Genomic DNA, 14,760 nt, shown 5'->3' with positions numbered 1-14,760 from the left:
AGACTCTATCTCTTCTGTTTAATAAACGATTAATTGAAAGAAGGAAGATTTACTGTTCCACCATCTTTCCATGTATTTACGGCATATTCCAGATCCACCTCCACATCGATATTCACACTCTTAACCGTTGCAGCGACAGAGTATAAATTACCGTGGATCACACCGTCGGTATTACTGGTATAATTGGGTTGACCGGTCTGCGGATTGATAATAAAGGCGAATTGCTTCGAATAAGCCGTCCCTTCGGTTTCGATTATTTCCTGATCAGCGCCAAGGGAACCAAACTCGCTACCCTCAAGAATAACAAACACAACATTTGTTCCACCAGATCCATTCACCAATTTCTTACTTTTCGTATCATACCAGGCACCATACATTCCGCGATATCTTTCAACCGAAGAGACAGTAGTTCTGATCACATCGGCATTGACTTTAACCGTCAAAGGTTCTTTATCAAACTCTTTTTCATACGTATAAAATGTCAGAATGAAATGAGTTCCGGCAAAAGTATCAATATGTCCTTCTTGCCCTACAGCCGGGTTCGTCCAGGTTAAACTTTCCATATTTTCTTCAATAGGCAGCTGGGTATTGGAGAAAAGAAGTGTTCCCCATTTGTCCAGGAGCACATCCGATTTCAACATAATATTATCAATGGTGATCGATTTCAAGTCTAACCCCCATTGGATTGTCCGGCTGTTGATTTTTTGCACAAGCCATTGATCTTCAGCATCTTCCCTAAAGGAAAGTTTAACATTACCTTTGTTTACATCATAGCTTACAGGGTTATGATTCTGATAACGTGCCTTATAACCATTATTTGCCAGATATTGCTTATTCTCATTCTGTAAGACATCAATCGGATACCCCTTGAACGTCAATCCGCTATTATTCATAAAATTACCAGCTTTAGCCGCTTCCGACATTTCGTTTATAAAGCCAGCCAATTCATAAGAAACCTCTGTCTGTCCACCTTCTACATCCAGCCCATCCGTAGCCGTAATCGCCAGATTCAGATCCACCCGCGCAGCCAATTGCACCATAGGCACCTCAATCGCGGTCATATCAGTCGTAATATCCGTTTCCAGGATACCCACTTTTACGAGCTTAGTCGGATCGAATGTCGGATTAGTAAATGCCGTGGTGGTCTCAATCGCTTTCTTGAAACCAGCAAGGTCGGTATAACTACTATAGTCCTGCGCTGAATTAGCAATCACGACCACAGTCATATCCTTACCCCAGGGGACTTCCACATCTACATGATATGTCAGTACCTTTTTGCCGGCTGGTGCCATACTATCATCACTATTGTGATCGGTTGTCGTCAGATCACCGGAAGAGGCTTCTTTATAAAACACCTTCTTGCCCTCGGCATCAAAGATAGCAATCACACAATCGTTTACTGTAATCTCTGCAGGAGTAGCATACGTATAATTATCGGCCGGAACACCGGCTTTCGTAATCAGATCCCCCATCGAAAGGGTTAGGTCAATTTGGGATTTCCCTCCCACAGGAGGATTGGGATCCTCCATCGGGTCTTCCGCTATACAGGAAAACATCAACCCCAATAATACGGTTAAAATTAATACGCTTTTCAGTTTCATATCTTTGCTTTTATTTTTTTTGTGAGAGCTGTTTAACTCCGGTTAATATTTCATTGATTATCTCTTTTTCCATGACAAACATAGGGCTAATTTGTTAATTACATCGTCGGCAAAGCCTTCAACTTCAATGGGTAAAAATAACATGCAGCATTTATGAAACAAATACCCCCGTTATTCTTACATTTACCTTTTTCCCTGCCGGAGATCGCAGTACAACTCATCATTTTATCGCTCTATCTATAAGCCAAACCAAAACTTTCAGGAAAATGTTCGTCCGGGAAACCCTTTTTTTTCTTCATAAAAAAATACAGATAAGGCATGATTATCAAAGCATATAGTCCAGATCCCGCTAAAAAAGGGAGATCCCGGCACTTCCTCCGGGAAGAAGCCCTTTCGCTGTTTTAGATTTTTTTAACAACCCCAAGCGTTGCATTCCTCTCAAAAATCATCCCCTACAGAAAGTTTGCTATTTTTACTTCCATCTTCCATAGCCGGCGAATCGATCGCCACAACCTTATAAAACGTGTTGCGGGTCTTATTCACCTTTTCGATCCCCAGCGTAGTCAGGAAACGACCGAAATGCACCGGAGAAGATTGCAACATCGCCGCCGGATTATGCTTTTTCAACTGTTGGAAGATCTCTGCAGCCGTTAAGAATAAACAGGTTTCCTCTTCGGGCGTGGCTGGGCGAAAACAACGGAAAAAGACATCCTCTTCGATCAGCCGCTTCTGGAAAGAACGGTTGTGCTCCCTTATCGCCGCCTCTTCTTCGGGGGTAAACCAATAGCGTTCACCGGACAACAATTCGGACCTCAACTGCGCATAGAGCTGCACATAGTCAGGAGGCGTACAGTCGATCTGCCGGTCGACCTCCATACAAAAGAAACGACGGCTACCGGTCGGATCGGTCAATAACTCCTTCTGGTTCGACGTGGCAATAAACGAAGCCATACGGGGCAGTGCCGAGAAGCTCTTCTTATACGCCTTGCGGATATTCAAAGCCGCCATCTGCATCACATTCTTCAACAAAGCCATCTTACGGGGCGTAAACTTATCCAACTCATCCAGATTGATCAGCCCGAAAAAAACCAGCTTCTGCTCCGCCGAAGAAAGGGCTGCCAGATCAAAACTATCCGTATAGTAATTTTGCAAACACGCGGGAAGCAACATCTTGCAAAAGGTCGACTTATGCAACCCCTGGCAGCGACTGACAAGCACCGGAGCTATACTATTCCCATACTGGCTGTCGAACTCCATCCATTGCGCCACCATACCCAGCATCCAACGATGAAAACCATCGACCCACAACGGCCAGTCCGAAACCCTGCCGGCCAATGCCGCCATCCGGTCTGTCCCGTCCCATAAGGGTAGATTCGCCATAAAATCACGAAACGGATGATACACCGGGATATAACACGAATGGATAAAGCGGTTGATATCCCGGTCCCAACAATTAATGCCCGCCTTGCGCGCATCGATACAAAAACCGTTCATCCGCCGATTGTCTACCGGGGAAAATGCCGCATCAACCGCCTCATTCCTCCTGAACTCGGTGGCTTCCGTCAACAGGTTAAAGCGAAATTGATAATGCGACAACAACCACTCTTCCAATTCCGTAAGCAGCGTATCCGCCACCCGGCTTTTCGGACAACGCGGTTGAGAAACATACGCAAAAGCGTTTACTGCCGGTTTGGTTACCGCTTGGCGATGTACACTACGTAAGACACGCGACCACCAGCTTTTAAAGAAAGAATTTAACGTTTTCATTTCCAATATAATTTTAGTGAATAAAATGCCCTTTTTACCTTGTGAAACCTCCCGGTTCATCAAACCTCGGATTACAAACCACAAAGTTTTCACAAAGGCAGACAAACCCCGAGGTTTCATAATACAAATATAACACTGATATACATCATGTTACAAATTTTTTATCACTAAAACAATGAAGCGTTTTTACGCCCCATTTTGTTGCATTTGTGGAAGATTAATACTATATTTGTGTATTCATGGAATGATTTCACAGCTGTGAAACAACTATTCCACAGGTGTGGAACTGGTGTTCCACAGGTGTGAAACAACTGTTCCACTCGTGTGAAACCAACTGAGATATAGTTAACAAACAAAACAGATCAACGATGTCATTACATTACGACCTCTACGAAAATCCTTTACCGGATGGGAATCGCCGGAAACGACTTCATGCCCGTGTGGTTACGCGGGGCACGACGAATACGGAAGACCTGGCCTATCTGATCCATGATCGTTGTAGCCTGACACCCGGCGACGTCAAGGCCGCATTAAGCGAGCTGGCCGATGTGTTGGCGCATGAGCTGAAGTATGGCAAACGGGTACACCTGGAAGGCCTGGGTTATTTCCAGCTGACCCTTGACATGCCGCCGGTGCGCGACCCCAAAGACATACGGGCAGGCAGCATCCAGGTCAAGTCGATCGCTTTCCGCCCGGAAATAGGGTTTAAAGAGCGCTTTACCGCCATTGATTTAAAACGTGTACGGGAGAAAAACCATTCGACACCCTATTCAGCGGAACAAATAGATCAAAAGCTGGAGACTTATTTTCAAACGCACCCCCATATCACCGGGCAACAATTCCAATTCCTTTTCCACATGACCCGCACAACAGCCTACCGCCGCATCAAACAGCTCGTCGCCGAAGGCAAATTGCAAAAGATCGGACATCGCCGCTCGCCTTTATACGTAAAGAAGGAGGATTAAGCCATTCACATCAACAGCCTCTGAATCGCATAAATGGATTAGCGCTGATAGATCCGCGCTCATCCGCCTGATCGGTGTCATCAGTGTGCCAATGATGGAAGATGGAAGTAAAAAACGTAAACTTTATTTACGTTTAGGGGTAAGGAATATCATTATAGATTGCGATAGACGTGGTGCCCTTCGTGCCCGTCGGGGTTAAAAACGCTTAGAACCCCGAGGTAAAGATGAACGTTTGAAGTAGTGAGCGCAGAAGCCGAACTTGTTCGGATTATGCCGAGTCACGCCAAAGTGCCGTTTAAGAGAAAGAAATGTTGCCTTCCATTTCAATACAAATATAATAGTTGTTTTGTCTTAAAGCAAATCCGACAGCGGCATTAACATTTATCCACCCCGGAGCACACAGGAACACAGATCGCAGCAAACCCTAAACGTAGTGTCACTTGGAGTCACTTTGTGGTTAATCACTCTTCGGGTTGAACCACCAAGTGCACGAAGTGACACGAAGAATACAAAGCAAGTTCTTTGGGTCAATGCAATTTATTCACTTCCGCGCGGAGTTTTTCGGGGTTTTGCCGACAATCCCATATACGATAATATACACCGCCACCGTTTTCAGCCTCCTCAATGGCTTGCAATGCTCCGGCAATAATTTCCTCCGGTGTGTATTGACACGGCATCGCCTCTTCCAATTCCGCCTTTTTGGCATTTAATTCTAGGACAGTCATCCTAATCGCATTTTATACAAAAATAGTGAAAGCCGAGAGGCAAAAGGCAAGCGTCACCACTTGAAACTTGCAAGTCGCTATAGGGTTCGTCGGTAACTACGCCTCGAATGGACTTTCACCATAGATGTATAATATGCCCGTCATACACAAAAAAGACTGCCCTATCGAGCAGTCTTTCTTAATATGATGTAGGAATTTCTTACGGATTTGTAAGTATTATCGTTGAGCTTCCATCATTTGACGAATCTGTAGACATCTCTAATAATTCGGCAACCGTATAGGTTTTAGAATAAGTAGTTCTTGTATAAGTATAATTAGGCCACCACCCCGAGCGCGTTACATGCATATAGCTAAATGTTACCTTATCCGTTAATTGAGCCGCTTCGTCTATCTTGATTTCATAATAACGATTATTATTGCCCATACGATTCGTGATTACAGCCACACCAGAAGTTCCTATAGAGCGGAAACCTGAATCCGTGCCATCTGCATCAACTATTGTAAGGTTATCAGTGGTAATACGGTTGCTCGTACTAATATAAAACAATTTAGAATATCGTAAATTATCCAGAGTTATATTCCCCTGAACTACGCCATTAGCAAATCCATCCGCTTTTAAGGTCAAGATAGCCGTACTCACATAGCCTAATAAGTCGTAAGTAAGCGTAATGGTTTGCGCGTTATTACCTGAAACGGTATATGTCGCTGGACCATCAAATTCAGTAGGCAAACCAGCGATCGTAATAACTTTTCCATCAGATCCGGCAGGCACGGTGAAAGACAATGTTGCCACCTTTTCGTTACGCTCATAAATACCAGATAAGGAAAGATCGGTAAAGGCTAAAGCCGTTCCATTATTATTCAATCGTATCTCTCCAGTTTCAAAATATTCATTTTCGATGGTAATATCGGCAGAGCTATTCTCGAAAGAGGCTGTAAATTGAACAGAATGATTTCCGGTTGTATTCGCCTCATAGATATAATAGTAAGTTTCATTCTCATAATGCGTCAACATGGTATTGGGCGCAACAGGAGATAAGGTGGTAGCATGTATCTTACATTTCACCGGGAGCAATGCTGCCGGATAATCACTCGGAATACTAAAGTTCAATGTAACAACCGCATCTTTACCATTATGGGTTATCGGAGTGGTCGGATTGAATTGATAAGCTTTAGTCGAGATAATCGTCACTTCACGAGATAATCCATTATAAGAAATACGTACTGTAGCCTCATATTGATCTTCTGTAACAGTAGCGACCGTACCGGTAAATAAACCATTATTAATACCTAAATTAGATAAAATACCATGTGTATCTTCCAATACGTCATAGCGTATACCACTATTAGACGTACTCGTGCCTCCATTAGGATAATAATTGGCCTGGATAGAGAAATTATCACCTGTCGTAAACAAATAGACCAATTGTTCTAATTCCAAGCGATTCTCATCCGCATCTGACACCTGAGGTGATTCTTTAATAATTTCCGCATAAAGATTATTTGCCGAGGCGGCATCTTTTGCTTCATCAAAAGAACCAACACCATTGGTAAAGGGGTCTTTCTCAAATGTTTTTAGAATGACTTTATAATTATAATTACGTTCTACCTTCCAGGATTCGAGAGTCGCATTATCCTTTATTAATTTCAATTTATAGTAACGTCCTGCTTCATTCTTAATAATAATATCAACTGAATTCGCATTCGAATTATTATTTGATTCAAAGGCATATTTGGGACTCATATCCATATCGCTATCTGTCTGGTCCAAATATACAGGGGTAGTAGGAACAGTCACTACTTCTTCCACATTAGCAAAACCTGTACCTTCACCATAAGTAACAATCGTACCCGTGCTTGTGTAATTTGCCAAGGCAAAACCCGTCAATCCGAATCTGGCTTGTGCACCTGAACCGGCTTCGGTCTCATCAATCACCTCAATTTTCGCATAGTTGCGCAGCAGAGAGACTTGAATTGTTGCGTACAGGTTCACATTTTCGGCAACGCCCCAAAGTACCTGTTGGTTTGTCACAAAACTTTGCATTACCACAGCCTCATCTCTGTCTAACCAATCCGCTTCATTATAACCTGCCCAGGAATAATTGGCAACAAAATGGATAGAGGCCGTTTTGATGGATACCCGAGCTGAGCCTGTGCCTTTGCCTGAAACAGCATCTGGTTGTGTATAAGTAGCATTTGACACTTTACCTAAGAATTTGCCTTGGGCGTCAAATGTCATCAAACTCAAATTGGCGATGGACTCTGATCGTGTTGCGAGAACATAATCAGGAATATCTAACGTATAACTTAACGTCACTTTGTCTGCGTCTTCGATAATTACCGGATCTTCTCCTAACCCATCCTGGCAGGAGGAGAGTACGCAAAACAGGGCTGCAAATAAATATATTAACTTTTTCATTGTTCTATCTTTTAACGATTAACATCCTTATTTAATATCATGTACACAACGGAAAGCACCATTTCGGCTTGAAGAAGATCCACTCAAACGAGCGTCCATAAAGAAAATACTCCCATTACTATTTGCACTCCAATAATAAGTACCTTCCAAGATTGCTTTAACCGCGCAGTTGCCTACGTTCTGAAGAACATCTATCATATACAATTCTGCTTGAGTTGGCAAGCGCCAATCTTTATAGACTGTATTACCACGTGTTTCTTCATAATTCAAACAAGATTCCTGTTTCGTTTTTGACTTCGTACTTCCAGACACTGTGTTCCCATTACTATCCACTAACCACACATTGAAAGAAGTAGTATACCCGTCCTTTTGTGCATGAGCATAGGTAGAACTTGTGTTGGAAGTGCCATATTGGGAAGCCAACATAAAACGAGGCGAAATTAAACGATTATTCTCAGGAGTATCCTTAGTATAACCCTCATCAGTCAGTACAGGATATCCCATTTGCGCATTATGTCGTATATAATCTGTAAAGCTGTTTCCTCTTGCTTGATCCGTTCCATTATCATGATTATGGTCATTTCCGCGGATATTCTTATCTTCGTCTAATTCATCCGGATAAGGGAATAAAGAATAATCAGCAACTAATGAGGTAAACTGGTACATATTCCAGTTTGTTTGATAACTTGATGCTGTTTTTCGAGAAGAAGAAAGTTTTGCTTCAATATACAACGGCGGATACTGCTTTATCTCAACATCTTCAGTCAAACCATTTGCATTCTTTACCGTAAAAGTAATCAGACGAGGCACATAATTTGTTGGGATATCTGCACTAATACGAAGAGTACCATCATTATTACTTTTATCCCAGTCTACAGTTGCCTGAGGCGATGCATCTTGAACCGGATCACCTTCACCCATTACAAAAGTTTTCAGATTAAGAATCTCCGTCACTAAAGAAGAAGACTGATAAGTCGTTGTTATATAATCCATATTAGGCATTGACATCACTTTATCTTTCACTGCCAAATAATAGATCGGCTTAATATTCACTTCCACTGTCCGATCTTGCCAGTCAAGAACCTCATATTCGAAATTGATATTCTTTGTGGTCACATCGATACTACCGGTAGCGTCATAGAGATAACCATGCACCACGCCATCCGTTGTTTTCTTATTATTGCCCGCGACATATTCAGGTTTTAGTTCCAGAGTATATGTTCTGCTTTCGGTAACTTCTTCCGTCACATTCGTTAGCTCACCGATAAACTGTATTTTCAAAGGAGTAGCGTCTTCTTTGGGAGTCTGCCGTTCATACGTATAAAAAGTGAAAAGAAGCTCGCCATTCTGCTTCGAAGAGACAAAGCTTTGCGCAGGAGAGAACTCTTTACTCAACTCATCTAAATAAGAGGTCTTTGTATTGTATGCATAATTCCCTTGCGTATAATCTTTCAGATAAATATCCGAAGCTACATTTATTCCGGAGACCGTGTATTTAGACATATCAAATTGCCAGTGGTTATCCGTTGTTATACTGGTAAACTTCAAACGCACATCCACTCTGGCGGCTAATTGGGTCAATTCAATATGAAGCGTTTTATTTGTCAGACTTACTTCCGCTTGTTCATCAGCATACTTAACCAGGTTGTCCGCAGCAAAGAGATAGGCTCCGCTCTCTTCCTTGATCTGTTCGACTAAAGCCTTTGCGGTAGCATAAGAGGTGAAATTCGCCTCGGCCAATTTCACGGTGGAGTTAGCGATAACCAAGACCTGGACCTTTCCCGTTTCGACAGACAAATTAGAAAGAGTATAAGCGGTTCTATTATCTGTACCATGTACATCAGCTTCTGCCAATTCAGTAGCATTACCCGACTTAAAGCTTAAGAATTTACCCACGCTATTATCGTCATTTCTCTTGTAAATCGCAACAGCCAATGTATTGATCTTTGTTTCTTCAGAAGTTCCAGGCTTTAGTGTTTCACCGGCCTTTGTCGTCACCATTTCAGTCGAAACCGTTACATCCAACGTAGTTGGAATCCCATCTTTCACTTTCTCACCCTGATCAATCGGTTCCTCCTGGGTGCAGGCGGAGAATGCCATACATGCAGCGAGTGCAATCCATATTATACTTTTCAGTTTCATGATCCTATCTTTTTTTATTTTTTTCCTTTATGCATTTGGGTATCTGTTGGCCACCTACCCGCTTTGATCCAAAAGCCGATGTCCGCACCGGGGAGTGTCGGACATGACTTTTGTTTTTTTATTATAGTTCCGTCAACTCATCCATTGTTACTTCGTACTCGTTGTATAACCAGTCCTTAGTACAACATTTGATCGTGCAGTTGAAAGTATCGCCATCAATATTTACAGCTACATACAATTCATAAATGTATCCGGCATGAACATATGTCGTATTCGACTCTTTATTGATGAAGTCATCGGCATCCGGTCGATTGATAACAAACTCTCTATCATAAACATTTGTTCCTGCTTCAAAAGTTAAGCGAACGCGTGTGGCTGCTCCAGCCGTAAAATCACTGTATACTCCTTTATTATTAGGGTATGTTGTAAAAACAGTATTTGCATTTGGTACAAATTCCTTCGTAGCATCAGTCGGAGAATAAATATGCATTTTGGCAATCTTATTTTCACCTCTGCTATCAGCATCCCAAGAAGTTGTTTCAACAAGATTACGATAAGAGTTATCAATGCTATATTCTACATTCTGATTAACAACTTCTACACTTCTCAGATATACATCGGTCGGATTTGTTCCATTATTAAAACCTTTCACGATCAGTTCTTTCAGGCTGATCTGAGCGGTCAGTTGATGCAAGTCAACGGTTATCTTTTCTTCTGCACCAGGCATTGTAGCTAATCCAACAGAATCAGTTAAGTCAATAACTTCTTCACCCCATTTCACCAATGCATTCATATCCGTTGCGGCTAATCCTTTCGCTTTAATATGATCCAGAGTTGTGCAAGCGTTGAAATCAGTAGTTGAATTGGCAACAACCAACATCTTATAAGCCGAGCCGGTCTTCAGGGAGAAGTTCATGACCAATTTTTTGTCTTCGCCTACTGCAACGTTTGTATTCCGATACGTAATTGTTCCTGCTGCATTTGCAATAAAAACCATACATTTTTCAACTTTATCAGCGTCGGTTCCATCCAGATAAGCACCCGGTTTGATGTCATCGCCAAAAGCACCTTTAGTCGGTACATTATTTACATTAATTAAAACAGAGATTCCTACTTCTTCTTGGTTAGTTTGAGTGGTGGTACCTTTTGCCATTTCGTTTAAAACGTCATCTTCCATTGAGCAGGATACTGCTACCATCAGGAAGGAAATCATTGCTACTATGCTCTTCAGTTTCATAATGAAAGAATTTTATCTTGTTATCTTTTTGTTTTAATTATCTCTCGTTCTGTTGTGAACTTGTGAAAGCAAAAGTAGCTTGATTTATAACAGCTGACGATAGGTGGCAATTTCAACTTTAAGGGGTAAAACTACCAACTTTCAGAGGGGTGAAAGGAATACCTTTGAAAGGATAGAAATACCACGTTTAGAGGGCGGAAAAGCCTTGAAAACAATAGACATTAGCCTATTGACAATCGAGAATCGCGTGAAAATATTTTTGTTCCGCATCACTTGATTATCAGCTTTCGGAGGGAATATTTCCGGAATGAAAGGATTAGGATGCAGGGATGAGAATATTTAAGCCCCCTCCAAGCTCCCCCGAAAGGGGAGGCAAAGGGAATGTTGAAATTTCTTCCAATAGTTTGATGTTTGAGGATTATTTAGCCAAGGATCACACGGATCACGCGGACTAATAGGTTCTAAACTGTGCGCGTAGCGCGTGCCGCAGGCTCTCTTTTGCCGTCAGTTTCAACTGACGGTCAGAATAATGTGAGGCGTAGCCTCAACCGCTGCGGGTTTTAACCCCAGCATTACGTTCAACCCACACATAATCATTAAGCTGGGGTTGAAACCCGCAGCGGTTGAGGCTACGCCTCCAGCTTAAAAACCGTCAGTTGAAACTGACGGCAAAAGAGAGCCTGCGGCACGCGCTACGCTCGCTTAAAAAATCTTCACATTTTCTTCCATCCTCCCGCTCCGCGCCTACTAACTACTAACTACCCACTACTCACTACTGAAAAAATCTCCCGATTTTTTCCAATAACAACAAAAACCCCCGCTCCAAATGGGGCGGGGGCTAAAAAAATCGTCTTACATTATCCTTTTGAATGTCTTAAGCGGAGAACTTCTTCAATTGGTTTTCTTTCCACTCGGGAAAACCGGCGATGGGTTCATCGATCGCGAATTGCAGGGTGTCGTCTGCTGCCCATTTCAGGGAGAATCCGGCGGCTAAGGGGGAGAGCGGGTCTTCCACTTTGGCCTTGACCAGTACTACATCGTATCCTTCGGCCAGGATTTCTTTTTTCACGATCACCGATTGTTTCGATGCCAGGAAATAAGCCGAATGTTCATACGCGTACCAGCTGTCGCCTTCCTGATACAGGATCATCTGATTGGTGTTGTCGACTTCGTGTTGAAGTACTTTCATCATGCGTTCCATAATACTAACGAGTTTTGAGGGTTTTTAATTGAGGGTCCCATATAGTTAAAAACATTGACCTACCCCCGAAAGGGTAGATCAAATGCCTTACATTATGCGTTTTTAGTCTCCGGTTAATCCAGATCCGGATCTTCTTCGTACTGCCTGATAATCTTCCACGAATCTACTGCGATCATAGTTTCAACATCGGCATACGTCGGCGGATTTTCATCCGGCACTTTTGAACCTAATCCTTTCAAGGTTACCTGGATACGATAAATCTTATTATGCACCAAACCTATAGCTTTTTCAGTCTCAGTCTTAGCCTTTGCATTCAATACCACATGATAGTAACTCGGTGTTTCATAGGCTGTTTCATCAGCATAGTAGATTTGTCCTTCGATCACAAAGCGAGCTTGATAACCACCTTCTGTCGTCGGATTACTGTTTTCAAAGGCATAACAGCTAAATTGATCCCGGGTGGCGGTGCTTGTGAAATCATATACAGGGTCACCATCTTTTATTTCAATAACACCTGCCGCTTCTGCGGAGTAATCCTTCACCAACGGGTTCCAGGAATCATGTGCTTTAGATGCGGGATCGATCAAGTGATCAACAACATCAGTAGGAGCAACAAAAGTAGCCGGTGCTCCACGATAATAGAGGTAAGAAGCATCATCCGCTGCGGCTGATTCATATCCGTTAGTTTCTCCCGGATGGAGCAATGTATTCGGACGAACATTCACCACATATACTTTCGCCAGTTTAAAAGTAGCTCCTTTGAATTGATTGGCATTCGTAAAATCAACTTTAATCGTTTCAAAATCTACGCGAGCCACCAAGCGGGTCAATACGATACGGTTAGCTTCAGCTGTAGCATCTGCCCCGTAATTATATGGATTCGCTGCTACATTTATATCAGTTGTAGAAGGCGCAGATGCATGAATAGCGTCATTTTCACGCAGATAATTAAACGTCCGGCGGATCCATTGTCCGTTCTCATCCGTTTCAGCAATTAAAGTAACACCTTTCAAATAGCGCACCATAACCAATCCGCTTTCCTGGCTATCGATAGACATCACTTTCGCTTTATAAGCATCCAAGTCAGCCACTGTCTCCAGATTTTCCGGTCCATTAGCTACCAAAGCAATATCATACGTCTCTACCGGAACAACAATATCACCAATGGCATTGATCCCATTTTCATTTTCCACCGTCTTAGCGGCTTCCACCTTATTCCCATTGAATATAATCGCCGTCAACCGAGTGATTTTAGTTTCAAATGCGTCCCTTCCCTTCAGGTTAGGATTATTTGTCACGTCTCCCTCCGCTTTGGAAGTCACTGTCAGTCCATCGCCCACACCGATCGTCAGTGCGATCTCGGCGTCACCTTGCGGAGTCGGAGTTTCCGGTCCCAAATCGTCATTGGAACAGCCTGTCATCAGCAAGGCTGCCAATAAGGTCATATATAAATATATTCGTTTCATACGCTTTACTTTTTTCTGGTTTACTTTTTCCTTTTTGTTTATTCCTTAATCTCAACATACTGGTCTACTTCACCCCAGCCTACCACTTCAACAGAGAGATTGAAAATCGTAGGATCTGGATCCGGATCTACAGGAGGATCTACCGGTGGATCTATCGGTGGTTCCGGGTCCGGATCGGTATTGGTCCCATTGAAGGCATTATCACCGAAAGCCATGGTGATGCGATACACAAAGTTACGTTTGATAAACCGGTGAGAAACATTGATACCATCTTGGAACAGCGTGGTGTTCTGATTGTGAATATTGGCGCGGAAGAATACGGTTTCTGCTTCGTACTCATCCGAGGCGCTTAGGGTGGCACTGACCACGATCGCTGTCGGGGTTTCCGGTCCCAGGTTCTCCATCACATAGTTGGTATAATAAAGATCGGTCGCCGGATTATCATTATCAATCTCTACACCGGTAGTATAAGTAACGCCGGAATTGCTTGTTTCACTATCTACCTGAACCACGCCCCAATCGGCTACGCTGAAGTAATGGGATTCGTTTTTCACATTTGTATAATAGAAACCATTGATGCGCACTTTACGTCCCAGCAGTTCCGCGCGGGTAAACTTCGTACTGATACCGGTCACTTCCAGGCGTGCCGGAAGGCGGGTCAGCCAAAGCGGTTCGCTGATATTATTGATATTTTCATATCCGGGTCCGAAACCGATATAGTTATCTCCATAGTCCAGCGGGAAATCGGAAGTGATCACCTGCGTACTCATCGTCAGGTTGGATTGCTCTTGATAGCTCAACTGCGCCAAAGCGCTCTGCAGATCCGCATAGTTCTTTACTCCTGACATGACAGAAGCCGGGGCGTTGGCCACCAATACGATCATCACCGGGTCAGCGCCACTGGATGCCGGGATACCGGTCATCTCATATTCATGGGACACATCGGTTAATACTTCCATCTTACCGCCTACACCTTCGAGGGTCGTGGCATTGAATACGAAAGCCGCCAGATTATTGATATTGGCTTCGCCCGGCAATTCATGCGGGTCAACTTCCGCTTTCGAGATCGTTTTATTCGCTACCTTTATAGAAAGATATGCTTTATCTTTCTGCTGTTCCTGAGCATCGTCATCTTTCGAGCAGGCCGAAAAAGCGACCAATACACCCAGAGCGATTATTATATTTTTCAGTTTCATAAGCTTAAACTTTTAATGATTATTTTTCTTTCTCTTTACGG

General features: G+C 43.0%; 10 protein-coding genes. 1 reads left to right on the top strand and 9 read right to left on the bottom strand.

Features of this window, described 5'->3' with window-relative positions:
- Window positions 1–29 precede the first annotated feature (29 nt).
- Complete coding sequence (locus tag M2133_RS06145) at window positions 30–1,601, bottom strand: hypothetical protein (protein WP_277465143.1); 1,572 nt, start codon at window positions 1,599–1,601, stop codon at window positions 30–32.
- Window positions 1,602–2,039: 438 nt separating this feature from the next.
- Complete coding sequence (locus M2133_RS06140; RefSeq protein ID WP_277465142.1) at window positions 2,040–3,368, bottom strand: VapE domain-containing protein; 1,329 nt, start codon at window positions 3,366–3,368, stop codon at window positions 2,040–2,042.
- Between the two features lie 368 nt (window positions 3,369–3,736).
- Here M2133_RS06140 and M2133_RS06135 point away from each other — a divergent pair, with 368 nt between their 5' ends.
- Window positions 3,737–4,333, top strand: a complete 597-nt coding sequence (locus M2133_RS06135; RefSeq protein ID WP_277465141.1) for an HU family DNA-binding protein — start codon at window positions 3,737–3,739, stop codon at window positions 4,331–4,333.
- A gap of 527 nt (window positions 4,334–4,860) precedes the next feature.
- Here the strand turns inward: M2133_RS06135 and M2133_RS06130 are convergent.
- The 7 genes from M2133_RS06130 to M2133_RS06100 form a co-directional block, all read right to left on the bottom strand.
- Window positions 4,861–5,058, bottom strand: coding sequence for a hypothetical protein (locus M2133_RS06130; protein WP_277465140.1), 198 nt, complete (start codon window positions 5,056–5,058; stop codon window positions 4,861–4,863).
- A 199-nt stretch (window positions 5,059–5,257) separates the two neighbouring features.
- Window positions 5,258–7,477: a hypothetical protein gene (locus M2133_RS06125; protein WP_277465138.1), complete on the bottom strand. Its 2,220-nt coding sequence runs from the start codon at window positions 7,475–7,477 to the stop codon at window positions 5,258–5,260.
- A gap of 27 nt (window positions 7,478–7,504) precedes the next feature.
- Window positions 7,505–9,619 (bottom strand): fimbrial protein, encoded by a 2,115-nt coding sequence (locus M2133_RS06120; protein ID WP_277465137.1) that lies wholly within the window; start codon window positions 9,617–9,619, stop codon window positions 7,505–7,507.
- 121 nt (window positions 9,620–9,740) lie between these two features.
- A complete protein-coding gene (locus tag M2133_RS06115) occupies window positions 9,741–10,856 on the bottom strand; it encodes a hypothetical protein (protein WP_277465136.1) in 1,116 nt (371 codons plus the stop codon).
- A gap of 874 nt (window positions 10,857–11,730) precedes the next feature.
- Window positions 11,731–12,048: a hypothetical protein gene (locus tag M2133_RS06110; protein WP_277465135.1), complete on the bottom strand. Its 318-nt coding sequence runs from the start codon at window positions 12,046–12,048 to the stop codon at window positions 11,731–11,733.
- A 122-nt stretch (window positions 12,049–12,170) separates the two neighbouring features.
- Window positions 12,171–13,523: a fimbrial protein gene (locus tag M2133_RS06105; protein ID WP_277465134.1), complete on the bottom strand. Its 1,353-nt coding sequence runs from the start codon at window positions 13,521–13,523 to the stop codon at window positions 12,171–12,173.
- 38 nt (window positions 13,524–13,561) lie between these two features.
- Window positions 13,562–14,719 carry a fimbrial protein gene (locus M2133_RS06100; protein ID WP_277465133.1) on the bottom strand — a complete coding sequence of 386 codons (1,158 nt, stop codon included), beginning with the start codon at window positions 14,717–14,719 and terminating at the stop codon, window positions 13,562–13,564.
- Window positions 14,720–14,760: the final 41 nt, after the last annotated feature.

The organism is Parabacteroides sp. PF5-6, assembly GCF_029504695.1.
Lineage (GTDB): Bacteria > Bacteroidota > Bacteroidia > Bacteroidales > Tannerellaceae > QVMG01.
This window is presented reverse-complemented; position numbering and strand designations above follow the sequence as displayed.